Source organism: Priestia sp. 3CA3, from assembly GCF_056836725.1.
On the sequence record NZ_JBXENJ010000001.1, the window covers coordinates 825,505 to 850,674 of the forward strand.

The window sequence follows — 25,170 nt, forward strand, 5'->3', positions numbered from 1 at the left end:
GACGAATTTCAGATTGATGGTAAAAAGAATAACGTAAACAGAGTAAGAGAATGGGAAGGAGCCCTTAAAAATGAGAAATTCGTATGGAATGAAACAAACCGGACAACCGATATCCAATCCATATATGCAAGCAGCACCTAAGCCTGCTAAAATGCCGCCGATGCCTTCTGCAAAGGAAATGCAGGCAATGCCGATACAAGAAGGCACAAGTCAAATGCCGATGCACGGAGAAATGCCGCCGATGAAAGACGGAATGCCGTCGATGCATGGCGGAATGAGTCAAATGCCAACTATGCAAAAAGACATGAATCAAATGCCAATGTACGGAGAACTACCGCCAATGCATGGAGGGATGGATCAAATGCCCATGAAAGACGGAATGGCGCCAATGCACGAAGGAATGTGCCAAATGCCGATGCATGGAGGAATGCCGCCAATGCACGGAGGAATGGGTCAAATGCCGATGCATGGAGGAATGCCGCCAATGCACGGAGGAATGGGTCAAATGCCGATGCATGGAGGAATGCCGCCAATGTACGGAGGAATGGGTCAAATGCCGATGCATGGAGGAATGCCGCCAATGCACGGAGGAATGGGTCAAATGCCGATGCATGATTGCGGATGCCGCGATGTCTCAGCACCCGTTGGTCATCAGCAGCCTCATTCTTTAAATGAGTGGATGTTCATGCAACAAACAAATCCACGCCCTTTTTAATAAATCCTTTACCCTAGATAAAAGGGATGTATTTTTGGATCTTTAGTATAAATATAGAATTTTATTAATTGAAACGTCATGAGAAAAAGAATAGTTCTTACTCTTTTTCCATGACATTCAATTTTTTGCAAATATTAATCACATCTTTTGGGTGTTTTCTTACATAAGAGAGTTTGGTAGAGTTTTTTAAGTATAAATACAGGGAAAAGAAGGCAAAAGCTCTATATTAAAGGGGAAAGGGTGTTTTTAGAATGATATTAGAAGTCACAGCTGCAACCTTGCATGATGCTAAAGTTGCCCAGGAACATGGTGCCGATCGTATAAGTCTTGTAACTGGAATCGGTGAAGGCGGCTTAACCCCAAGCTACGGTTTGATGAAAAAAGTAAAAGAAACGATACATATCCCAATATTTGTAATGATTCGTCCGCATAATCAATCTTTTCAATATGATGAAGATGATTTGCAAACAATGATTGAAGATATTCACTATGCAAGAGAAATTGGCATTGATGGAATTGAAATTGGCTGTTTAACAGAAGACAAAATTATCGATGAGCAAGCTTTAAAGCGACTGCTGGATGCGGCAGGAGAAATGAACGTAACGTTCCACTTAGCATTTGATGAAATCAGTGATCAAGAAAAGGCGCTTGAAACGCTTTTAAGCTATAAGCAAATTCAGCGTGTCATGACTTCAGGAGCGGATAAAAGTGCGCTAAACGGTATTCCTCATATTAAAAAGCTGTTAAGAAGAATGAAAGATAAAGATATTATTTTAATCGGGACAAAAGGGCTGAAGCCTGAAAATCTTCAAGCGTTCTTATCCGTTACTCCCGTGAAAGAAATTCGTATTGGTTCAGGGGTTCGAGTAAATTGTCAATATACGAAACCGCTTGACCCAAGGAGTGTAAAAGCTGCAAAAGAAACGATGAATAAGCAAAAGTAACAGAAGTGCTACAAGAAATTGTAGCACTTTTTTATTTGGAAATAGAAAGGGACTTATTACATAGTTTTCCCTAATTGGAAAACAACATAAAACTCTTTTAACCCTTGATACATAAGAGAAATACTGAGTTTTTGCGACTGTAGAGTGAAATAGGAATAATTTCATATTTTCAGAATAATTATTGACAGTGATAATCATTATCATTTATTGTTGTAATTGTTAATGAAAATCATTATCAATTGAACAAACAGGAGGATATGATATGTCAACGTCAACGAAACAACTTACATCAAACGAAATGCTGCTTGCTATGCAAAATGAACGAGAATCCAATGCAAGATCTTATCCTAGACGCCTTCCTATTGCGATTAAGCAGGCAAAAGGCGCCGTGATCACGGATATGGATGGAAAAGAGTATATTGATTGTTTAGCAGGAGCCGGCACACTTGCTCTTGGTCATAACCATCACGTAGTTCATGAAGCAATTCAAGACGTTTTAGCAAAATCTATTCCTTTACATACATTAGATTTAACAACGCCTGTAAAAGAAGCTTTTATCGATGAAGTATTCGCTAGTTTGCCGGAAAATTTCGCAAACAAAGCGAAAATTCAGTTTTGCGGTCCCACTGGAGGAGACGCAATTGAAGCGGCTTTGAAACTTGTGAAAACAGCAACAGGCAACCGAACGATTTTATCTTTTCAAGGGGGATATCACGGCTCCACACACGGAACATTAAGCATCAGCGGTACAACGAGTCCAAAAAAGCACATTCATGCGCTAGTGCCAGATACACATTTTTTACCCTACCCATATGAATATCGCTGCCCTTTTGGCGTAGGTGCTGAAGGACACACGTATATTAGTACATATATTGAAAATATGCTGGATGATCCTGAAAGCGGAATTGTGACTCCTGCCGGTGTTGTAGTAGAAATTGTACAAGGAGAAGGAGGTTCTGTTCCAGCACCGATTCCGTGGTTAAAAGAGCTTCGCCGAATTACAAAAGAACGAGATATTCCGCTTATTGTGGATGAAGTTCAAACTGGAATTGGACGAACAGGAAAACTGTATGCATTTGAGCACGCTGATATCGAACCGGATGTATTAGTACTGTCTAAAGCAATTGGAGGAAGCCTTCCATTATCCGTTGTTCTGTATGATAAAAGGCTTGATCAATGGGAAGCAGGTGCACATATCGGCACCTTTAGAGGAAATCAGCTTGCAATGGCTACAGGACGGGCTACTCTGCAATTTATAAAACAAGAAAACTTACCTGCGCATGCTCACGAGTTGGGAGCCTACATTCAAAGCCAGCTAAGACATATTCAAAAGCAAGTATTGTCGATTGGAGATGTACGTGGAAGAGGTTTGATGCTGGGTGTTGAAATCATCGACGCGACAAAGCCGGCTAATAAAATCGGCAGTCATCCTGCAAACGGTGAGTTAGCTAAGCTGATTCAAAAAGAATGTTTTAACAGAGGCGTCATTTTAGAAGTCGGTGGAAGGCATGGTGCTGTTATTCGTTTGCTTCCTCCATTAATTTTAACGAAACAACAAACGGATGAAATATTAACGAAATTTGAAGAAGCGGTAAAAGCAGCAGAAGAGAAGTGGGTGAATAAATAGAATGGCACCGTTTGAAAAGTGGTTTTTATCATCATCAAAGGAAAGCCTCGAGAATTATGAAGCGATGATAGGCGGAATGACTGAGATGATCAAACGTCACTACTATGAATTAAAGTCCGCTTATACTCACATCGACGTTGAAGAGTTGTCAAACTTAGTCAATCGTTCTGTCTATTTTAGCAAGCACGAACAGCCGCTAGAAGATTTATTTGATAACGTACAAGCAGTAGTGATGAATCATTCGCTTCATATTTCGCATCCCGGAGCAATGGCGCACTTGCATTGCCCTCCGATTATACCCGCTCTTGCTGCGGAAGTGATGATTTCTGCTTTGAATCAATCTATGGACTCGTGGGATCAAAGTCCGGCAGCTACGTATATAGAAGATAAAGTGATTGATGAGTTAACACAACAAATTGGTTATCCAAGCTCATCTTCAGGCATTTTTACAAGCGGAGGGACGCAGTCAAATTATATGGGACTCCTGCTTGCTCGTAATGAATATTGCCATTCTGCCTTTTCAATGGATGTTAGTAAAGAAGGCTTACCGTTCCAAGCTAAAAAACTGCGGATTTTCTGCTCGGAAAAAGCGCACTTTACGGTGCAACAATCTGCAGCTCAGCTTGGGCTGGGCATGCGTGCAGTGGTGAGTGTAAAGTGCAATGAGCAGCATGAAATGGATATAAAAAGCTTAGAAGAAGCAATACAGGAAGTGAAAGCTCAGGGCAACCTCCCTTTTGCTATTGTAGCAACGGCAGGTACAACAGATTTTGGCAGCGTAGATCCTCTTTTTGAAATAAGTGAGCTTGCTAAAAAAGAAGGGCTCTGGCTCCATGCTGACGCCGCTTATGGAGGAGGGCTGCTGTTTTCCCATAAGTACCGTGAACGCTTACAAGCTCTTGAACAAGCGGATTCTATCACGATGGATTTTCATAAATGGTTTTATCAGCCTGTAAGCTGCGGAGCATTTTTACTGAAAAATTCAGCTATGTTTAAACACATTCAGCTTCATGCAGATTATTTAAATCCTGAAGAAGATGAGCATGTGCACTTAGTAGACCGCAGCATTCAAACGACAAAGCGGTTTGACGCCTTGAAGCTCTGGCTTACTTTCGGTGCAGTAGGTGCAAATGAATACGGAGAAATGGTTGACCACACGATTGAAACTGCTAAGCAAACAGCTGACTACTTACAAAAACAAAGCAATGTAGAAGTGTTAAATGACCCTTATATGAACGCGGTTGTCTTTCGCTATGTACCAGATATTTTATATAGTGATTGTCAAAAGCATCAGCATTATGAAAATAGGTTGAATCAGCGTATTCAGCAGCACTTATACGAAAAAGGCACGTTTATCATGGCAAAAACAAAGCATAAAGAACGAGTCTATTTAAAACTAACGATGTTAAATCCTATGATTACATTTGATTCTGTTGTCACTCATTTAGAGGAAGTTGTTGCTTTAGGCAAACAGTTGGAGAAAAAGGAGGAGCGATTACGTGAACGCTCAGTTATCGGCTAATTTTATTACGATGCAAAACATTATTAATTGCTATATTCGAGAGACAGGTAAGGGAGTATGGGAGTCCGTTTCAGAAATAAAAAGTGAGGAAACGCTCGTTCTTAGACTAGAAAAACAGCCGGTAACTCTTTACTTTCCAGTAAAGTACCGCTCAGCCACCGGACGTCACTTGTTCTTTTCAAACTTTTCTTATCGTATTCAGCAAGAGGAGATTAAGGAGTTAGATATCGTCACTCTTTTGGCCTTTCTTTTAAAAGAAGTAACGGATCATTTAGTACAAGTAAATGAGCTAATTATACGTGTTCTATTAAGCTATGAAAATATGAAATTATTCATTGAAAAAAGGCAGAAAGAGTTAGAGACGTGCTATAAATGGGACAAAACGTTCTTAGAATCTGAGCAGTCATTGCTTATTGGCCACCAGCTGCATCCAACACCTAAAAGCCGCCAAGGGATATTACCTGAAGAAGAAGAGGTATTTGGACCTGAAGTGAACGGGGAATTTCAGCTTCATTATTTTAAAGCGCATGCATCTCTCGTTGCAGAACAGTCCGCTGGAAATCAAACCGCTTCACAGCTTATTAAAGAGCAGCTGAAAAAAGATAAGACGGTTTCTGAAGAATTCATACATTCTTATTGCCAAGCGGACGATTATTCACTTATACCTATGCATCCGCTGCAAGCTCGTTATCTTTTAGGAAAAGAAGAAGTGTGCCAATGGATTCAAAAAGGCAGGCTTGCTTATCTAGGGCCACACGGTCAGCCGTTTTATCCGACTTCGTCTGTTCGAACCGTATACAGTAACAATGCAGATGTGATGTACAAATTTTCCATTCCGGTAAAGATCACTAATTCACTGAGAGTGAACAAACGCAAAGAATTAAGCAGAGGGGTAGAAGTTAGCCGTTTATTGCAAAAGGGATTACAGGCGGAGCTTCACGAAAATCATCCGGCTTTTCAAGTAATTGAAGACCCTGCTTACATCACGCTTGGAGAAAAGGAGCTTGGATTTGAAGTTATGATTCGAAGCAATCCTTTTCAAGGTAAGCAAGGGGATCGTACAACACTTCTAGCCAGTTTGTGTCAAGATCATGTGTTTGGAGAAGCTTCTCAAATTGAAAATATTATTCATCACATTGCTGCAAGTGAAAATAGCACGACTGAAGATGTAAGCAAGCGCTGGTTTAAACGCTATTTAGACGTATCTTTTCATCCTATGATGTGGCTTTACACTCAAAAAGGAATTGCGCTGGAAGCTCATCAGCAAAACTCCGTTATTAAACTTGATGAAAACGGATATCCATCGGTGTTTTACTACCGCGATAACCAAGGCTATTACTTTATGAAATCAAAGGAACAAGAGCTTCGCAAGCTGCTTCCTTTCTTAAATGGAGAAAGCGATACGGTCTGTGATGACGCTGTAGCAGAAGAAAGATTTCGTTATTACGTATTTTTTAATCATATTTTAGGATTAGTTAACGCTTTTGGTGCAGCTGGCCTCACTCAAGAATCAGATCTGCTATTGATTTTGCGACAAGAGATCGAGATGTACAAAGAAAAAGATCATACAGGGCTTGTTTCATCAATGTTAGAAGAGAAAGTGCTTCCTTGCAAAGCCAACTTCTTAACGCGCGTTCATGATATGGATGAGCTGGTAGGATCTCTTGAAACACAGTCTGTTTATGTAAATGTCGAGAATCCATTGTTCGAATATGCAGGTGTACGTGTATGAAATCAGCCTTGCAAACGCAGTATCCATTTATGATTCAGCAAAAGGAGCAGAGCATTACCTTTCGCTCTGTTTCTTTTGCAAAAGATTTCGAACGGCTGTACAAGTGGATGCATGAACCGCATGTTATTCCGTATTGGAATTTAAATATTTCAAAACAGGCGTACGAGCAGCATTTAAAAACATTTTTAGCTGATTCTCATCAAAAGCTGCTAATCGGAGAAATTGATGGTGTACCTATGAGCTATTGGGAATCTTATATGGTTGAAGGTGACATAATCAGTAACTATTATCCTTATGAAAAAGGAGATCAAGGAATTCATTTATTGATTGGAGAACCTGCTTTTTTAGGAAAAGGCTATATTTATCCGCTCCTTCTTAGTTTGCTAAAGCATAAGTTTAACGTAGCAGACACTGCTAAAGTAATAGCGGAGCCAGATAGACGAAATGAAAAAATGATTGCAGTATTTAAAAAATGCGGGTTTCAATTCATGAAAGAAGTGTCGCTGCCTGATAAAACGGGTGTACTGATGAAATGTGAAAGAGAAGTATTTGAAAGAAGGTGGAGCGAGTGGAACAACGGGACATTTTAGACGTAATTGGAGTAGGAGTTGGTCCATTTAATTTAGGATTAGCCGCTTTAATTGATAAAAAAGATTGTACATATAAATGTTTTGAACAAAAAAATGAGTTTAATTGGCATCCAGGAATGCTTTTAGAAGGTACAACACTTCAAGTGCCGTTTATGGCAGATGTGGTCACGATGGTGGATCCGAAGAGTCCATACACGTTCTTAAATTATTTGCATGAGCATGAGCGCTTGTATCAGTTTTATTTCTTTGAAAAGTTTCATATTCCGAGAAATGAATACAATCACTATTGCCGCTGGGTAGCGAGCCAGCTGAGTGGGCTTGAATTTAACAGCACAGTAAAAGAAGTAAAAATGCATGAAGACGCTAAGCCTTACTACGAAGTAACAGTTGAAAAAGAAGGAAAGCTTTATACCTATTACAGCTATCATCTTGTTACTGGAGTAGGTACGCAGCCCGTAGTGCCAAGAGACTTTCAAACAGTGGCAAGCGATACGTTTTATCACTCCGCTCATTACAAAATGAAGCGTCAGCAAACGCTGCAGGCTAAAAGCATAACCGTAATTGGCTCTGGTCAAAGTGCAGCTGAAATTGTCTATGATTTACTTCAACAGCAGCCTGAGTTTGAGTATAAGCTGAATTGGTATACGCGCTCAAAAGGTTTTTATCCAATGGAATATTCAAAGCTTGGCCTTGAACATTTTTCACCGGATTATACCCGCTATTTTTACAGATTGCCCGAAGAGAAAAAAGAGAGCGTTTTACGAAATCAAGCTCTCCTCTATAAAGGAATAAGCTTTGAAACAATCGGGAATATTTATGATTTGATTTACGAACGAACAATTGGAGGAAAAGAAGTGCCTCTAACGATGCGCGCGCTTACGGAACTTGCAGGCGTTGAAAAGATAAACGATACACATCTTCTGACTCTTCACCAATACGAGCAGGACTCATTTGAAAAAGAAGAAAGTGAAATTGTCATTATGGCTACTGGCTATCATGCAAAAGAGCCTGCTTTTATGGAAGGTTTAAAAGAACATGTACTATTCGATGAAAAAGGCCAGCTGAAAATTAACGAACGCTATCAAGTTGAGATGAAGAAGAAAGGAGCCCCGCTATTTGTGCAAAACGGAGAGCTTCATACACACGGAGTTGGAGCACCGGACTTAGGTTTAGGCGCTTATCGCAATGCTGTTTTGATTAACCAAATTGCAGGCAAAAGCGTGTACAAAATATATAAAAATACTGTTTTCCAAAAGTTCGGATTTTAAGAAATGATTTCCGCGCGTTTTGTTTTTATCTGCTTGTTTATGACCATGACGTCAGAAGTATTATTATCACCATTTTATCCACAGTATTTTACACATGCATTTCATGTAGATGGAGTGGCGATGACGTCTTTTTTCATTATTTGCTGCCGGATTGTGGTCATTGTTATGACACCTTTATGGGGAATGCTGTTTAAGAAATGGAACGTAAAATATGTAGTTGTAACGTCACTTTTAATGACGGCCTTAATTAAAGTCATTTTGAGCGAAGTTTCTACTTTTTATGAATTTTTAGCTACTTCCTTAGTGCTGCTCCTATTTCAAAGCAGTTTATATCTTTTGTACCCCTATTTAGTAGGCCACATGAAAAAAGGACAGAAAAAGGCAAGTGCTGCAACAACGTATGTATTTATTGTTCATACGGCTATTATTGTCGCTAGCTTGTTTGGAAGTACGGTTATTGCATGGGAAATGCCGCTTAACGTATATCAATACTTTGCTTTAATTGATATGGTACTGGCCGTATGGCTCTTAACAAGAAAAGCATTACCTTTAAAAGCAGAAAAAACGCCATCCATTCAAAGTATAAACGAGCCCATCTTTTTTTATTTGCTGGCGATTTTCTTTTTTTACCTTGGGCACAATGTCATTCGCCCTTATTTTACATTGTTTACACATGAAACATATGGCATGAGCAGTCAAGGCAGCGCTTTGCTGTATGCGATGCCGAGTATTATGGCGATTGTCTTAAAGCTTACGGTACCTACCAAACTATTGAACGGCAACGTTATACCGCTTTTTTATGGCATAACGGGTGCTAGTGTTTTGGTGCTGTGTTTGCAGGCATATGCTGATCATCTCAGCGTGTTTATTATCAGCCGAATTTTATATGGAGCCGGGTTTTATCTCAGCATGGTTATACTGGATATCTATTTATTTCGAAAAAGTAAAGAAGCGGCTGCTTACTATTACAGCTGGCTTATTGCTGTTCAAAATATCGCTCTGCTGATTGCACCGATTTTAGCATTAGAAATCAGCAAAGTGGATTTGGCATTTCCTTTAGTAGCGGGAGCAGCTGCTTTGCTAGCTGCTAGCGCTGTAATGCCGCTGCGTAATAAAACAATCCCTATTCTAAGACAAGTAAAGGAGAATGAAGGATGAAAATCAAAGAAACGAATCTTTCTGTATTTAATAAGCAATCATGGGAAAAAGCAAATCGACAGCTTTTAGCTAAAATGCTGCAGGAATTCATGTATGAACATATTATTGAGCCGAAACAACTGCAAAAACAGGGTGCGATTGCTATGTATCAATGGGAAGACCATCGGGGCGTTACGTATACATATCAAGCGAAACAGCGAATGTTTGATAGTTTTTCTGTACTGCCAGAAAGTATTAAACTAACATCTCAAACGTCAAACCCCACATTTTCAGAAGCACTACAGCTGTTAATTAGCTTATCTGAAGACAAAGGAATGTCTAGCTCAACTGCAGGCCACTTAGCAAAAGAATATTTTCATACATTAGTAGCAGATTTGCATTTGCAAAATCGAAAATCAGCTGATGAATTAGCAGATATGGATTATGCAGAGCTAGAAGGTGAAATGACGGGGCATCCTTGGATTACGTATAATAAAGGGCGCATTGGGTTTGGTTATGATGACTATCTTCGGTTTGCGCCCGAGCAAAAACAAGAAATTCAGCTTTCATGGATTGCTGTAGAGAAGCAAATTGCTTCATTTCATTCGTTGGATACCCTTGGTTTTGATGATGTCATGAAGAAGGAGTTAAGCGCTGAGACGCTAGCTGAATTTGAAAAAGAGTTAACAAGCCAAAGTCTTTTACCTGCGGACTATTATTATATTCCTGTCCATGAATGGCAGTGGCTGAACGTAATTGTTCCTTTATTCGCTGAATACATTGCAAATAATTTAATTGTTCCTTTAGGAGAAGGGCAGGATCAATACTTGCCTCAGCAGTCGATTCGTACATTTGTGAATACAACAAATCGAGATAAGTATCACGTAAAGCTTCCAATGAGTATATTAAATACGCTTGTGTACAGAGGCCTTCCAAGTGAGAGGACGGTCATTGCTCCTCAAGTCACTCAGCATATAAAAGGTATAAGAGATCGTGATACGTTTTTAAAAGATACGTGCAAAGTAGGACTTTTAGGAGAAGTGGCTACGTTAAACGTCACTCAGCCGACGTTCGCTTCTATTAAAAATGCGCCTTATCAGTATCTAGAGATGCTTGGAGTCGTTTGGCGTGAAAGCATTTATCAAGAGCTAGAAGAAGGAGAGCATGCGATTACGCTAGCTGCGCTATTACATGTTGACGGTCAAGGGAAGGCTTTAGTTTCGTCATATATTGAAAAGTCAGGCTTAACTCCTAACGAGTGGATTAATGCGCTAACCAGCGCTGTGTTGCCGCCACTACTTCATTACTTGTATCAATACGGCACTGTATTTTCCCCGCACGGTCAAAATACGGTACTGGTTCTTAAAAACAACAAGCCGGTTCGAATTATTATGAAAGATTTTGTAGACGACGTGAATATTAGCGATCAGCCGTTTGAAGAATTGCAGCAGCTATCTTTTGAATTAAAAGAAGTGCTGCGCAGCGAAGAGCCGGAAGGATTGACGCAGTTTATTTTAACAGGGTTATTTGTTTGTCACTTCCGCTATTTAGCAAGCATCTTAGAAGAGCATGAAGGTGTAGAAGAAGAGGACTTTTGGAAAAGTGTACGAGCAGAAATCTTGCATTATCAAGCATCATTTCCACATTTGAAAAAACGATTTGAATTATTTGATTTGTTGCGTCCAACGATTACGAAGTTAACGTTAAATCGAAATCGAATGTTTGACTACGGATACGAAGATGACGGAGATCGTCCTCACGCAAGTGAATATGGTACGGTGAGAAATGCTTTGCATGAAGTGAGTGAAAAAGCCGTGCAATAATAAGGAAAAGCCGCTGGTGTTGTACTAGCGGCTTTTTTATGGTTAATTCTAAAGCAGGCAGCTAAGGGGATGAGCGGCAGCACTTTAGGAAACACTCATTTTATGTATGTGTAGAACGTAAAGATCAGTGAATGAACGATTTGATGGAGTAGATGGTAGAACAACAAATATGAAAGCCGAAGCAAACGTTTCGGCTTTCTTTTGTCAAAGCCTTATTTCAATGTCGCATCGCTACAAGGATAATGGTACAATTGTCTGTATATTTAAAAAAAGAGAGGGAATTACATGAAATCGCATATTCAAAAACATTTAACTTCATATAAAGAGAAATATAAAAACCGAGGTCGGCTGCTAATTAGCTGTCCGGACAAACCGGGTATTGTAGCCGCTGTGTCTACGTTTTTACATGAGCACGGTGCAAATATTGTAGAATCAAGTCAACATTCAACAAACCATGAAGGCGGCATGTTTTTTATCCGTTTCGAATTTGAATGTGAGGATTTATTAGCTAAAGAAGTAAAGCTAGAAGAAAGCTTCAAAAAGATTGCGGATACATTTTCGATGAACTGGCAGTTTACATATGCTCATAATTTGAAAAAAACAGCTATTTTTGTGTCAAAAGAGCCTCACTGTCTGCTAGAGCTGCTGTGGGCGTGGGAAAGCGGAGACTTGATGACAGACATCGCTGTCGTTGTAAGCAATCACGAAGATGCGCGCGAAGTAGTTGAATCGTTTGGCATTCCATTTAAGCATATACCAGCGACAAAAGACATTCGTCAAGAAGCAGAAGCAAAACAGCTTCAAGTATTAAAAGATTATGATATTGATGTAATTATTTTAGCGCGTTATATGCAAATTTTAACGCCGACCTTTGTGGCTGAAAATCCGTATCGCATTATTAATATTCACCATTCATTCTTACCGGCATTCATTGGAGCACGTCCATATGAACGTGCATATCAACGAGGCGTAAAATTAATTGGTGCTACGTCTCACTATGTAACGGACGACTTGGATGAAGGACCAATTATTGAACAAGATATTGAACGCGTGAATCACCGTGATGATGCGGATGACTTAAAGAAAAAAGGCCGCTTAATTGAACGTACGGTGCTTGCACGCGCTGTGAAATGGCACTTAGAAGACCGCATTTTAGTGCATGAAAACCGCACAATTGTATTTAATTAACAAAGACTAAGCTGTTAAAAAGTAGTTTAGCCGAAGGGAGATCCGAACGATGAATCGAGATTCTTGAGAGAGAATGAAATTCGTTCGGATTTTTTTATGGTCATGGTAAACGTAGGTTTCATTAGGTCTCATTCTCGTTTTTTTTCGGGGAAATCGCGTACCTACATGATAAAGAACTTTTCTATATGAGCTGAGATTTAGTTGTTTACTTAGCCCGTGAACACTTATACAATAGAAAAGGACTTTTTAATAAAGGAAGTGTCGGAAGTGAAACAATATCTTGAACTTTGCGAGCATGTGTTAGCAAATGGAACAAAAAAAGAAGATCGGACAGGAACAGGTACAATTAGCACATTTGGCTATCAAATGCGTTTTAATTTACAAGAAGGTTTCCCGGTATTAACGACAAAAAAACTTCATTTGAAATCAATTATTCATGAACTGCTTTGGTTTTTACAAGGAGATACAAACGTTAAGTATTTACAAGATAACGGCGTGCGCATTTGGAATGAATGGGCGGATGAAAACGGCGAGCTTGGCCCTGTATATGGTCATCAGTGGCGTTCATGGCCAACGCCGGACGGCGAAAAAATTGATCAAATTACAAATGTTATTAATCAAATCAAAAACAATCCTGATTCGCGCCGCTTAATGGTAAGCGCCTGGAATGTATCTGATGTAGACAATATGGCTTTGCCGCCTTGTCACTGCTTATTTCAGTTTTATGTAGCGGACGGCAAATTGTCTTGTCAATTGTATCAGCGCTCAGCTGATATTTTCCTAGGCGTACCGTTTAATATAGCTTCATATGCGCTGCTTACAATGATGGTGGCACAAGTGTGTGATTTAGAGCCAGGTGATTTTGTTCATACGTTTGGTGATGCGCATATCTACAGCAATCACATCGAACAAGTAAACCTGCAGTTGACGCGCGAGCCTCATGCATTACCAAAAATGAAAATCAATCCAGACGTAAAATCAATTTTTGACTTTAAATTTGAAGACTTTGAATTAGTAGATTATAATGCGCATCCTCACATTAAAGGAGCTGTGAGCGTATGATTTCCCTCATTGTCGCAATGGATCAAAATAGGCTGATCGGTAAAGAGAATGATTTGCCATGGCGTCTTCCGGAAGATTTAAAGTATTTCAAGCGCATCACAACGAGTCATACGATTGTAATGGGAAGAAAAACATTTGAATCAATTGGACGACCGCTCCCTAATCGCGAAAATGTGGTTCTTACGCGTCAAAAAGATTATCAGCAAGAAGGAGCAACCGTTATTCATTCAGTTGAGGAACTAGAAGCATTAGATGCTGAAAAAGAAGACGAGCTCTTTGTGATTGGTGGAGCTACTCTGTATGAGCAAACATTAGACGTTGCAAACCGACTTTATATTACGCATATTGAAGAATCTTTTGACGGCGATACACATTTTCCTGCGATTGATTTGAGCGAATGGAAAGTTATTTCGAAGCAGCAAGGAATTAAAGATGAAAAAAATCCCTACACGTATTATTTTACCGTATACGAGCGAAGCTGATTTCCCTTATTAAAAAAATGCGAGTCTGGGACAAAAGTATGGTAGTTGAAGAAAGATCCGAACGATTCATCGTTCGGATCTTTCTTTGTGATGGTGAACGTAGGTTTCATGTCTGTAGGTGCTTTTAGCAGTTGATTGGAGGGCAAGGCGAAGACTCAGGCGGGAGCGGAAGCAATGAGGAGGCTCACCGCCCGCGGAAAGCGAAGTCTTGCACGGAAATCAACTGCGGTGTAAAAACCGATTCATATTAGACGTCTTTAGGTGGGGTCTATTTCGTTATGTCTCAATCTCTTTTTATATTGATTTTAATTGCTTCATCATTTTGTGAAAAGCGGCTGTGCTAACAAACTGTTCAGCGCTCCAGTTTGCTTCAATCCATTGAATCAGCTCGCTTGGTGTATTAAAAACTTCTCCGCTTGTATCTGCTTTGCGAAGCATATATCTACCGTTTTCTTCATCTGCAACTACTTCGCACGGAATGGCACTTTCATAACTTTGAAGTGAAAACTCCATTTATTCCACAACCTTTCTTAATTTATACCTGTTATAGCATCAGCTGCATGTAGAAAGTATGGGCAATTTTGTAAGTCTATTTAGCGTTTGCTAAACATATGTAAAGTATGTGGACAGTAAAATAGTTGGAAAAGTTTTTTTAGTCATTATTAATGAAAAATAATGATTTTTCTAAATTTTATGTGATATAATGTACAAATTAATAATGGTAGAAGAGGAAGGAAGTTGGTTATGAAACAACAAGTAGATAATCGAACAAAACACGTACATTTAGAGGACATCATGATTGCAAATCAATTGATTAAAGATGTTGTTGTGCATACACCACTACAGCGTAATGACGTTTTGTCTGAACGATATGAATGTAATATCTATTTAAAACGTGAGGATTTACAGGTGGTGCGCTCATTTAAAATCCGCGGTGCGTACAATCGAATCAAAAAGTTATCCCCAGAAGAATTAGAAAATGGAATTGCCTGTGCAAGTGCAGGAAACCACGCACAAGGTGTAGCATATGCGTGCCGTCATTTAAATATCGATGGTAAAATCTTTATGCCGAGCACAACGCCACGCCAAAAAATTAATCAAGTGAAATTTCTAGGCAAAGATAACGTAAAGGTCGTACTAATCGGAGATACGTTTGATGATTCTTATGAACAAGCTATTGCATGCAGTGAAGAGGAGCATCGAACATTTATTCATCCATTTAATGATGTAGACGTTATTGCAGGACAGGGTACAGTAGCCGTTGAAATGTTCAATGACTGTGAAGATGAAATTGACTACGTATTTGCGGGTATCGGCGGGGGCGGATTAATTTCCGGTGTCGGCACATACGTAAAAAGCATCTCGCCTCAAACAGCTGTGATTGGGGTAGAACCAGCAGGCGCGCCTGGTATGCAGACATCTTTAGCAAATGGAAATGTAGTGACGCTACCGGCAATCGATCCATTTGTAGACGGAGCGGCTGTTAAAACAGTTGGAACGCTTCCGTATGACATCAGTAAAGAGCTTGTGGACGATATTGTAGTTGTTCCTGAAGGCAAGGTTTGCACAACCATTTTATCTCTATACAATGAAAATGCGATTGTAGCAGAACCAGCAGGAGCTCTTTCGATTGCTGCTCTTGACTCATACCGTGAGCAAATTAAAGGAAAAACGGTTGTTTGCGTCATCAGCGGAGGCAACAATGACATTGGACGTATGCAAGAAATCAAAGAACGTTCGATGATTTATGAAGGATTACAGCATTATTTTATCGTTAACTTCCCTCAGCGCGCAGGAGCTCTTCGTGAATTTTTAGACGAAGTGCTTGGACCGACAGACGATATTTCGCGCTTTGAGTATACGAAAAAGAATAACAAAGACAGCGGGCCTGCACTTGTGGGAATCGAGCTTAAGCATAAAGAAGATTATTATCCACTAATTAATCGTATGGATAAAAAAGGATTTCCTTACACAGAAATTAATAAAGAAAGCAACTTGTTTCACTTATTTATTTAAATAGAAGGTCGTTTTAAAAAGGAATGCTTCATCAACTGTCGAATAAGTTGATGAAGCATTTTTATTTTAAAAAATATTTGTGTTTTCTTTTTATTTTATCAAGACAGAAAGTACCTCAAGCATTATAATAAAATAAACGGGTAAAAAGAGGGTTGATCGCCTTGCTATTAAAAAGCCTTGAATTTAAACATGTCAGTGGTCAAAAAGTAAAAATTACTGAAATTCCAGTTTTAGAGGAAAATAGCACGTTTCGGTTCATGTTATCTGCAAAACTTGATTTATTTATTAGACAAATCACGAACGAATCAGTTCCGAAGCAAACCTACTCGTTTCAAGAATATTTAAAACGCGTGCTGAAATGGAAAGATTACGAACAGCTCTTTAAGTCTCATGTATTAAAGCATAATGCATAAACGTAAAAGTTGACTTTTCTGAATATTTCAGCAGAGTCAACTTTTTTTGTTGATCTAAAAGGTTGAACATGCATTTTACGAATTAGCAAAACTTGCATTCTATTATAACTATATTGTTGTAAGCGTTCATGTTATACTAGTTTGCAATGCATCTTATAGGGGTGAACACATGTCGAAAATTAAAGTGGTAACGGATTCAACAATTGATTTAACGTTGGAAGAAGCTGAAAAATACGGTATTGAGATGATACCTTTATGTATTAATATTGATAATGAAACATATTTGGATCGCGTGGAATTAACGCCGACAGATTTTATTGAAAAAATGAAAAATTCAAAAGAATTACCAAAAAGCTCTCAGCCGGCTATTGGTTCTTTTGTTGAAGTATATGAACGATTAGTGAGTGAAGGGTATGACGTCATTTCCATTCATATGACTGGAGGAATGAGCGGAACCGTTCGAGCAGCTGAAAGCGCGGCTCAAATGGTGGAAGGAAATATCACCGTTGTCGATTCTATGTACATTACAAAAGCTCTTTCGTTTCAAGTCTTTGAAGCGGTGAAAATGATTGAAGAGGGGCATACGGTAGAAGAAATTGTCGCGCGCTTGGAAGAGGTGCGTCAAAATACGAATCTTTTTGTCGTAGTCGATACGCTTGAAAATTTGGTTAAAGGTGGACGTATTGGACGTGGAAAAGGGCTAATCGGTTCTCTTTTAAATATTAAGCCAATTGCTTCCCTAGCTGACGGAGTATACACTCCTGTTGCTAAAGTGCGCAGCCATTCTCAAATTGTTAAGTTTTTAACGAAGCAGTTCGAAGAGCATACAGAAGGAAAAAGTATTAAAGGAGTAGGGCTTGTACATGCAGATGGACTTGGGCTCGCTTCTAAGCTAAAAGAATCAATCGTGAAGGCAAGAGGCTATACGCAATTTTCGATTGAAGATACGACGCCTATTATCTCGACGCATACGGGTATTGGTGCAATTGGTTTTATGTATTTTGCTGAATAAAGTGAGTTGCTTTTTGCAAGTCACTTTTTTGGCTTTCTCTTTTTTGGAAAAAGGAGAAAGAGAAGTGGACGAACGTGTGATATAATAGAATCAACTTTCTACCAGCGAATGCTGTGCTGGTTACTATTCTTTTGAATCCGGAGTATACCGATGAAAAAATATATTCGAAATTTGAGTGTGTTTAACAAAACGGTTTTATTTTCTACTTTAATTGTAGTTGCCCTTGGAGTCATTTCTTTAGCCATTAGCTATCAAGTTCAAAAAAAAATGGCAAAAGAGACGTTAACGCAGCATGTGTTAATTATGGCCGATTTATGGAGGGAGTCTTTATCTAAACAAGACGTAATAGCAGCAGTGGATTCAAGGAACGGGCCGATTCCTGAAAAAGACGAGCTAGAAAAGCAGTTCAGAAAGATTTATGAATTGCATCCGTCGTACTTGCAGGGATATATTATGACGACCGAAAAATTTAAATCGCATGGAAATAAGATTATCGTAACAGCGAATAAGAAAATTAAGCAATCGCTAGAGCCGTCCATGATTTATTATGGGGGAGAAGAATTTTACAAATCATTTAAGGAAGCAGAACGAAAAAAGAAAAATATCGTAACATCTACATACAAAGACGAATTCGGGACGTGGATAACCGTTTTAGCCCCTATTACAAACAGCTCTGGAAAAGTTGTGGCTATTCTTGGTGTAGATGTAGATGCAAGCGCTATCTATATCTATAAAAAACGTTTAATTGTGTCTTTGGTCGTTGCGTTTACGCTTCTGTTTACCTTCATTATTGTGATTCAAGACTGGGGACTAAGGCGATTAATGTCGCCCCTTGGGGAATTAATAGAAGGAATTCAAGCGGTGAGTCAAGGGAAATTTGATGTGAAGCTGACACACGAAGATGATTCTGAGTTAGGGAATGTACACACAAGATTTAATGAAATGACCGAGCGGCTGCAGCAGCTTTTTCATCAAGTGTCAGCAACAAAAGAACAGCTGAACGTAGAAACGAATTTCAGTCATTCAAAAGATGGAATTGCTAAAGCGATTGATGAATTAGAAGTTATTATGGAAAAAACGAGGATGCAAAAGGAATTGCAGCGAGCAGAGAAAATGAATGCAATTGGTCAATTAGCTGCTTCTGTAGCGCATGAAATTCGAAATCCTATGACGGTGGTAAAAGGGTTTTTGCAGCTGTTTCAAGATAACACAAAGCTTTCAAACACTGAATTAAGTTACATTCATCTTATGATTAACGAAATGGACAGAGCGGAAGCGATTATTCATGACTATTTATCTTTAGCCAAGCCGGATGTTCATCAGCATCGTTTTATTAACTGCTTAGAGTGTGTTACAAGCTTAGTAGACTTATTATCTTCTTATGCTTTGTTAACAAACAATATACTCATAGAATTAGACGCAAAAGAAGAGATGTATGTTCGCGGCAGCCGAAACGAATTGAATCAAGTTCTGCTTAATATTATGAAAAATGGAATTGAAGCTATGAGAGCTGGAGGAACGCTTCGAGTAGGACTTTACAAGCGAGAAGGGCATGTACATATTCAAATTGAAGATACTGGTATAGGCATGACCAGTGAACAAGTGAACCGGCTGGGAACAGCGTTTTATTCTTTAAAAGAAAAAGGAACAGGGATTGGTCTAATGGTTTCTTATCAGCTGGTCGAACAAATGAATGGAAGAATTGAAGTGGAAAGCATACCAGGAAAAGGTTCAACGTTTACCTTGATTTTCCCTAGCTATGACTAAACTTTAACCGTGCAGGAGGAACATATGAAAAGCTGGTCTTATAAATTGTTTTTTTTACTGTTCATTAGTTGTATGATGTTAGCAGCCTGTGGTTCCAAAATAGAAAATCCGCTTAATTGGAAGATGGACTCTTTTTCTTACGTTAACCAAGATCAAAAGAAAGTAGGGCTAAGTCAGCTGAAAGGGAGCGTCTGGATAGCTAACTTTATCTTCACAAGCTGCGAAACCGTATGTCCCCCAATGACGGCTCATATGGCTAAATTACAAAAAATGGCCAAGGATGAAGGGCTGAATGTTCGCTTTGTTTCATTTAGCGTAGACCCTGAAGTCGATACTCCACCAAAAATGAAGGACTATGCGACTAAATTTGGCGCTGATTTTTCGAATTGGGATTTCTTAACGGGGTATAAACAAGCAGAAATTGAGAAGTTTGCGCTGGACCAATTTAAAACGATTGTGAAAAAGCCGCAAGAAAATCCGCAGGTTATTCACGGTACAGATTTTTTTCTAATTGACAAAGATGGAGTCGTTCAAAAATCTTATCAGGGAGTGACTGACCCTCCTTATGAAGATATGTTAAAAGATATCAAAACCCTTCAGTAAGAGCTATAAATCCGTCAAAACTATCCGTCAAACACAGCTATCTTTATAGTGATGTGTTAGCGGATATTTTTATGAAAGAAACATGCTTATCCTTTTTTTTACATATACTATATATAAGAAACGTAGTAAAATATCAACTTGACATAGTATGATAAGATATAAAGATATAGTTATTCAGAGCGGTAAGCAGTATTGCTTGTGACAGCGAGAATACAGCATAGTTAGTAGGTGTTATGATGAGAAAATGGAAAAGTATAGTGATAAGCAGTATAAGTGCGGTGGTGTTAGCAAGCTGTTCGACGACGACTTTTTTGCCAACGGACAATAAAGAAGAAGCCGTTCAGAAAGAAGTGGATTTAACACCTAAAAAGCATATTCCGAAAGGATTTTTTCCTGTAGATTTAGATATTGTAGCCATTGGCGACTCATTAACTGAAGGAGTAGGAGATGAGTCTAAAAAAGGCGGTTATGTACCATACTTAACTAAATACCTTTCTAAACAAAATGAAGTGCAAAATGTACGAACAGAGAATCTAGGCAAAAGAGGAAATCGGACGGATCAGCTATTAGCGAGGTTAAATCAGCCGGGAGTAGCAGCTGAAGTATCAAGAGCAGACATCGTTTTCTTGACGATTGGCGGCAATGACGTGATGAAAGTGGTAAGGGATTACTTTTACAATATCTCAATTAAGACGTTTGAATCACAGCAGTCAAAATATGAAAAACGTCTAAATGACGTGTTTTCACGCATACGTAAGCTTAATCCTAATGCCCATATTTATTTAATCGGTTTTTATAATCCATTCTTTAAATCGTTAAGTGATGTGAAAGAAATTAATGTCGTTATTAATGAATGGAATGCGGCAAGCGAGAAAATTGCTTCTCAATATGATAATGTAAGTTATGTAAAAATTGATGATATTTTTTATGATTCTGACGTAAATTTATTAGGGAAAGACGAGTTTCACCCTAATAAAAAAGGGTACAAACTAATGGCTGAGCGCATTAGTAAATCAATGGAGGAAGAAGATCCTCTCGTTGGAGACCAGAAAAAGGAAACAGCAGAAGAAGTTACATCTGATGAAAAAGAGAAAAACACGAAAGAGAGTGGGAACGAGTAAGGAGATTGTTATATGAAGAAGTGGAAAACCCTATTTATCGCGTTATTAGGGATTAATGTTCTAGGGGCTATCCTTATTATTGCGTTTATTTTTCAACCGGTTGACAAGGTCAATCCAACTCCCTCTGAAAAAGTAGAAGGAGACGCAGAACTAACTATTTTGGCTAAAAAAGCGGACTTAAATGTACTGATTGATAAATATTTAAAAAAAGAATTTAAGAATCAGCCGCTTAACTACAAAATTACTCTTACCGATGTAGTAAGAGTAGACGGAACGATTCAAGTATTCGGCGATGATATTAATATTCGAATGACATTTGATCCGATCGTACAAAAAAATGGAGATATTGTGCTTGAACAGCAGTCACTTTCTGTTGGGAAGCTGCAGCTGCCTGTCCGCACAGTGCTTCGATACGTAAATAATAATTTTGCGCTACCAGAATGGGTAACAATCGATCCAAAGAATGAATCAGTATACGTAGCGTTACAGCAGATGAAGTTAGAGAGTGATTTTGCTGTAAAAGTACAAAAGTTTGATTTAAAAAATGATGATATTCGCGTACGTTTAATTTCGCGCAGTGAATAAAAAACCTTCCAATTTGGAAGGTTTTTTTTGTTAACGGTCTTGGGAAATCAGCGCTTCTAATGCAGGACGGTTTTTAGCAAATCCGACGGCATATACCGTATATGTTCGATTCGGGCGAAGGTTCAGTGCTGGGATTTCGAGTACTACATTTTTGGTTCCTGCTATGCGCACACTAAGTTGAACATGCATGGGGGATAAAGGCAAATATTTTGTGACTTCTTTGAACTGCACGCCAGAAAAAATGACGTCTCCGCCTCTAGCCGCAATATCCACAGCAGGAGCATCAGGAGAAAGGTGCACAAACCGAAGCTTCGTTTCTCCACTTGGTACATCCGTATTGTCATAGATAAATAATAAATCAAGCTTGTTTAGCTCATCTACCGCCGCTACCGTGTAATTTTGGTTTCCTTCAAATGTAAATGATTCCGTTAAAACAGGTCTTCCCGTTTCTCCAGCGGGATAAATAGAAATTGTGTATCTTCCAGGTTCTTGTAATTCAATATAATCTGTTTCTTGTTTATAAGTTAAGTTGCGAATCACTCGTTTGTTGTTAATATAAATATCTACAGATGGAGAATCTGGAGAAGCGTGAAGTGTACGAATTTGCGGCGGATTTACGCGTAAATTCGTATTTTCAGAAGAAGTTAAGATGGCCTGCTGGATATAGTACAAATGCTTTTGATAATAATGAATATGCTTAGATGGATCACTATACTTATAGTAGTTAGCTAGAAAATCGTATTTCATTGCTTTTTTAATATATTGATCAAAGGAATAATTAGCCATATGTTCAGCTCCCTTATTGTCGGAGTATAAAAACATTTCCATACGTAACCAAACATATGCTAAAACTCATAATTTATGCCGATCACTGATCACTCCCGAGACCTCCAAGAAGAAACAATGAGCCAAACGCCCTCTATGTGCATATACTGAATCAAATTATTGACTGAAGGCTTATTGTACGACCGAATTTAGTATAGAAAAAAGGAGTGAGAGCATGCGTGATTTTTATGCTCGGATGCTACGGTTAATCATGTTAAGTTTTTTACTGCTGCTACTTTTAATTCAATTTACAGAGCGCTCTACTTCATTTAATCAAATTACCCCCGCGCTAAATAAAGTAACCGAGCGAATTGAGCTGATTACCTATGATCAATAAATGTATGTTTTCTGCGTTTCGATATGTACTTGTTCTTTATGCAATTTGCTTTACATTTTTATTTGTTAGCACAGTTCCAAGCCTATTTGGTTTCACTGTAACCGTTCAAGAAACGGATTATCACCACCTGCATCGCGGAGATATGGTTGTCTTTAGAGACGAATCATCTTCTTCAAAGAATGAACTTGTACTGGCCCATAATCAAGACCCTGATGTACTGGTTACAGCTCAAAGAAATTCTTTGCCTGCTTCTTTTAAAGTGATTGGAAGCTACGCATACCATCTCCCGTATATAGGGGTCATTATTGAGTTTATGAAAGATTTTACTACGCTACTGGTGATGGGCAGTATTTTACTTTTGTTGTTTTCGTATACGCTGCAGCCCAAAAGGCGAATATGGCGTAAGAGAAAGTAAAAAATGGGCGAATGCACATACAGGACAATCAACTAACGCATATAAAGTACAGTGTACGAAATGAAAAAAACAAGAGGAGAGATTGCTATGTATAACTACGATTGTTACGACCCATGCCATCACGGAGGCTATCACCACCTATATGATACTTGCCACTATCCAATTGGCGGTTATCATCATTGCGGAACGGGCCAGTCATTTGCATTAATTGTTGTGCTATTTATTTTATTAATCATCATTGGCTGCACTTGTTTTTGCTGATTAGGTCTCATTTGCTCGCATGTGCGAGCTTTTTATAAAAGATGGAAAAGGACAAACTTACATATAAATTGTTTAAATAATAAAAAAATTTTGCCAAATCAACATTTACCATATTATACTATAGCTAGTAACTCAATAAGCGAAGGTGAATATATGGAAAAGGAAAAAGTATTTCAACAGCTATTTTCAATGTCATTTACACCAATGCTCGTAATGAATATGGATGGCGATATTCAAATTTTAAATGAAGCTTGCTGCCACCTTTTTAGAACGACGGAGGAACGGCTTCTTTCCTGTAATGTATTTGAAGAGCCAAATCGCTTTTTTATTGAAAAGCATGAAGTGGAACCGTTAAGAAAGCAAGAGGAAGAAGTTGTTTTACTTAAGAAAAAAGTAGATCAGCAGTTTCCGATGCATATCCATATTCAGCGCACGGAAGGGGATATTCCGCTCTTAGTTGTTCAGTGGAAAGAGTTTTCCTCAAGTATTGAAAAGCAAGAGGAAGTCATTCGGAAAATGAAGCAATATAAGCAGTTTGTCCAGCAAAGTCAAGATGCATTTATTGTAACGAGAGAAGGCAGAATTCAATATTTGAATCCCGCTGGTGTTAAACTTCTTGGCGGCGAGAAAAAAGAAGAGTATATCGGGCGTCCTTGGCTTCATTTTATTCATCCCGAACATTTAGAAATTGTAAAAGAACGAATGGTTCAGCTGATGAATGGAATGTCCGTGAGGCCGCGTGTTGATGTGAAACTATTGACTAAAAAAGGGGTCGTCATTATTGAATCTTCGGCAACCAAAATTAAGTTTGAAGGACAGGATGCCATTCAGTATATTATTCGCGACGTAACGGATCGAAAAAAATATGATGAAATGGCAAGCAAATCTGAAAAGCTTACAATGGTGAGCAAGCTAGCGGCAGGAGTAGCACATGAAATCCGTAATCCAATGACGGCGATTAAAGGGTTTATTCAGCTGCTAAAAGCATCGAAACAGTATAATGAAGAATACAATGATATTATGCTTGAAGAATTGAATCGCGTCGAATCCATTATTCAAGAATTTTTAACACTGGCCAAGCCTAAAATTGAAAATTCATACCATCCGAAAAGTCTCAATCAAATCATACGTCACGTGACATTATTATTAGATACACACGCCAATTATAAAAATTGTCGTATTATTAATGAGATTAGTGATGAGATTACAATCTTTTGTGAAGAAAATGCGCTTAAACAAGTTTTTATTAATTTAATTCAAAATGCGCTTGAGTCAATGAGCAAAGGTACAGTTAAAGTTACCGTTGAGAAAAGAAATGAATACGGCATGGTCATTATCGAGGATGAAGGATGTGGAATTGATGAGCAATCTTTAGCTCGGCTAGGTGAACCATTTTATTCCACCAAACAAACAGGAACAGGGCTAGGATTAATGATTAGCTACCGAATAATCGAACAGCATCAAGGGCATATTTCATTTGCGAGTAAAGTAGGAGTAGGAACAAAAGTAGAAATTGCTCTTCCGTATATTAAAGAACCAGTGAACATTTCGTAGCGCTTGCTATTCGTTCGCTGGTTTTTATTTGGTTAAAATAAAAACGAATGTTTTTTTATTTTTTTATTTTAATGTTCGTGTATATTGTTGACTAAATGGTTTGTTTTTGATATATTATCAAATGGCTAGAAAATAACCGAATGATAATAAAAAAAGAAAATTCGGTCAATA

The 25,170-nt window shown here is 38.6% G+C and carries 25 protein-coding genes; 23 read left to right on the forward strand and 2 right to left on the reverse strand.

Annotated elements, in window-relative coordinates:
* Positions 1-70: 70 nt before the first annotated feature.
* The 12 genes from AC1VNJ_RS04205 to AC1VNJ_RS04260 all read left to right on the forward strand — a co-directional run bounded on the left by AC1VNJ_RS04205 (position 71) and on the right by AC1VNJ_RS04260 (position 14,090).
* A complete protein-coding gene (locus AC1VNJ_RS04205) occupies positions 71-715 on the forward strand; it encodes a hypothetical protein (protein WP_482640339.1) in 645 nt (214 codons plus the stop codon).
* Positions 716-966: 251 nt separating this feature from the next.
* Positions 967-1,659: a copper homeostasis protein CutC gene (locus AC1VNJ_RS04210; protein ID WP_014458532.1), complete on the forward strand. Its 693-nt coding sequence runs from the start codon at positions 967-969 to the stop codon at positions 1,657-1,659.
* Positions 1,660-1,921: 262 nt separating this feature from the next.
* Positions 1,922-3,286 carry a diaminobutyrate--2-oxoglutarate transaminase gene (locus AC1VNJ_RS04215; protein ID WP_480381465.1) on the forward strand — a complete coding sequence of 455 codons (1,365 nt, stop codon included), beginning with the start codon at positions 1,922-1,924 and terminating at the stop codon, positions 3,284-3,286.
* A gap of 1 nt (position 3,287) precedes the next feature.
* On the forward strand, positions 3,288-4,808 hold the full coding sequence (locus AC1VNJ_RS04220) for a pyridoxal phosphate-dependent decarboxylase family protein (RefSeq protein WP_155007685.1): 1,521 nt from the start codon (positions 3,288-3,290) through the stop codon (positions 4,806-4,808).
* Complete coding sequence (locus tag AC1VNJ_RS04225) at positions 4,786-6,540, forward strand: IucA/IucC family protein (RefSeq protein WP_482640340.1); 1,755 nt, start codon at positions 4,786-4,788, stop codon at positions 6,538-6,540. The genes AC1VNJ_RS04220 and AC1VNJ_RS04225 overlap by 23 nt, the downstream gene beginning before the upstream one ends.
* Entirely contained in the window at positions 6,537-7,130 is a 594-nt protein-coding gene (locus AC1VNJ_RS04230) for a GNAT family N-acetyltransferase (protein ID WP_028415137.1), read from the forward strand. Before AC1VNJ_RS04225 ends, AC1VNJ_RS04230 begins: the two co-directional genes overlap by 4 nt.
* Entirely contained in the window at positions 7,109-8,398 is a 1,290-nt protein-coding gene (locus tag AC1VNJ_RS04235) for a lysine N(6)-hydroxylase/L-ornithine N(5)-oxygenase family protein (RefSeq protein WP_049166069.1), read from the forward strand. The genes AC1VNJ_RS04230 and AC1VNJ_RS04235 overlap by 22 nt, the downstream gene beginning before the upstream one ends.
* A gap of 3 nt (positions 8,399-8,401) precedes the next feature.
* Entirely contained in the window at positions 8,402-9,556 is a 1,155-nt protein-coding gene (locus tag AC1VNJ_RS04240; RefSeq protein ID WP_033579848.1) for an MFS transporter, read from the forward strand.
* Positions 9,553-11,358 (forward strand): IucA/IucC family protein, encoded by a 1,806-nt coding sequence (locus tag AC1VNJ_RS04245; protein WP_033579849.1) that lies wholly within the window; start codon positions 9,553-9,555, stop codon positions 11,356-11,358. The genes AC1VNJ_RS04240 and AC1VNJ_RS04245 overlap by 4 nt, the downstream gene beginning before the upstream one ends.
* 285 nt (positions 11,359-11,643) lie before the next feature.
* Positions 11,644-12,546 carry a formyltetrahydrofolate deformylase gene (purU, locus tag AC1VNJ_RS04250; RefSeq protein ID WP_028415133.1) on the forward strand — a complete coding sequence of 301 codons (903 nt, stop codon included), beginning with the start codon at positions 11,644-11,646 and terminating at the stop codon, positions 12,544-12,546.
* A gap of 267 nt (positions 12,547-12,813) precedes the next feature.
* Entirely contained in the window at positions 12,814-13,608 is a 795-nt protein-coding gene (locus AC1VNJ_RS04255; protein WP_013058746.1) for a thymidylate synthase, read from the forward strand.
* Positions 13,605-14,090 (forward strand): dihydrofolate reductase, encoded by a 486-nt coding sequence (locus AC1VNJ_RS04260; RefSeq protein WP_028415131.1) that lies wholly within the window; start codon positions 13,605-13,607, stop codon positions 14,088-14,090. The genes AC1VNJ_RS04255 and AC1VNJ_RS04260 overlap by 4 nt, the downstream gene beginning before the upstream one ends.
* Positions 14,091-14,384: 294 nt before the next feature.
* Here AC1VNJ_RS04260 and AC1VNJ_RS04265 read toward each other — a convergent pair whose 3' ends face one another.
* Positions 14,385-14,603: a hypothetical protein gene (locus tag AC1VNJ_RS04265; protein WP_482640341.1), complete on the reverse strand. Its 219-nt coding sequence runs from the start codon at positions 14,601-14,603 to the stop codon at positions 14,385-14,387.
* Positions 14,604-14,834: 231 nt separating this feature from the next.
* Here AC1VNJ_RS04265 and ilvA point away from each other — a divergent pair, with 231 nt between their 5' ends.
* From ilvA to AC1VNJ_RS04300, 7 genes are all read left to right on the forward strand, one after another.
* Positions 14,835-16,106, forward strand: a complete 1,272-nt coding sequence (gene ilvA / locus AC1VNJ_RS04270) for a threonine ammonia-lyase IlvA (protein WP_013084697.1) — start codon at positions 14,835-14,837, stop codon at positions 16,104-16,106.
* 161 nt (positions 16,107-16,267) lie between these two features.
* Positions 16,268-16,519 (forward strand): YpmP family protein, encoded by a 252-nt coding sequence (locus AC1VNJ_RS04275; RefSeq protein WP_013058743.1) that lies wholly within the window; start codon positions 16,268-16,270, stop codon positions 16,517-16,519.
* Positions 16,520-16,688: 169 nt separating this feature from the next.
* Complete coding sequence (locus AC1VNJ_RS04280; RefSeq protein WP_028415129.1) at positions 16,689-17,531, forward strand: DegV family protein; 843 nt, start codon at positions 16,689-16,691, stop codon at positions 17,529-17,531.
* 150 nt (positions 17,532-17,681) lie between these two features.
* Complete coding sequence (locus AC1VNJ_RS04285; protein WP_482640342.1) at positions 17,682-19,298, forward strand: ATP-binding protein; 1,617 nt, start codon at positions 17,682-17,684, stop codon at positions 19,296-19,298.
* Positions 19,299-19,322: 24 nt separating this feature from the next.
* On the forward strand, positions 19,323-19,901 hold the full coding sequence (locus AC1VNJ_RS04290; protein ID WP_028410894.1) for an SCO family protein: 579 nt from the start codon (positions 19,323-19,325) through the stop codon (positions 19,899-19,901).
* Between the two features lie 236 nt (positions 19,902-20,137).
* Positions 20,138-21,022, forward strand: coding sequence for an SGNH/GDSL hydrolase family protein (locus AC1VNJ_RS04295; protein ID WP_028410895.1), 885 nt, complete (start codon positions 20,138-20,140; stop codon positions 21,020-21,022).
* Positions 21,023-21,034: 12 nt separating this feature from the next.
* Positions 21,035-21,607 (forward strand): YpmS family protein, encoded by a 573-nt coding sequence (locus AC1VNJ_RS04300; RefSeq protein WP_028415126.1) that lies wholly within the window; start codon positions 21,035-21,037, stop codon positions 21,605-21,607.
* Positions 21,608-21,637: 30 nt separating this feature from the next.
* Here the strand turns inward: AC1VNJ_RS04300 and AC1VNJ_RS04305 are convergent, their stop codons facing one another.
* Positions 21,638-22,393 (reverse strand): DUF4397 domain-containing protein, encoded by a 756-nt coding sequence (locus tag AC1VNJ_RS04305; protein WP_205664291.1) that lies wholly within the window; start codon positions 22,391-22,393, stop codon positions 21,638-21,640.
* Between the two features lie 214 nt (positions 22,394-22,607).
* Between AC1VNJ_RS04305 and AC1VNJ_RS04310 the strand changes: the two genes are divergently transcribed.
* The 4 genes from AC1VNJ_RS04310 (at position 22,608) to AC1VNJ_RS04325 (ending at position 24,999) form a co-directional block, all read left to right on the forward strand.
* Entirely contained in the window at positions 22,608-22,769 is a 162-nt protein-coding gene (locus AC1VNJ_RS04310; protein ID WP_176544773.1) for a hypothetical protein, read from the forward strand.
* A complete protein-coding gene (locus tag AC1VNJ_RS04315; RefSeq protein ID WP_232217062.1) occupies positions 22,759-23,184 on the forward strand; it encodes a hypothetical protein in 426 nt (141 codons plus the stop codon). Before AC1VNJ_RS04310 ends, AC1VNJ_RS04315 begins: the two co-directional genes overlap by 11 nt.
* An 87-nt stretch (positions 23,185-23,271) precedes the next feature.
* Positions 23,272-23,445 (forward strand): YjcZ family sporulation protein, encoded by a 174-nt coding sequence (locus tag AC1VNJ_RS04320; protein WP_080518349.1) that lies wholly within the window; start codon positions 23,272-23,274, stop codon positions 23,443-23,445.
* Between the two features lie 153 nt (positions 23,446-23,598).
* Positions 23,599-24,999 carry an ATP-binding protein gene (locus AC1VNJ_RS04325; RefSeq protein ID WP_482640343.1) on the forward strand — a complete coding sequence of 467 codons (1,401 nt, stop codon included), beginning with the start codon at positions 23,599-23,601 and terminating at the stop codon, positions 24,997-24,999.
* The last annotated feature ends 171 nt before the right edge of the window (positions 25,000-25,170 follow it).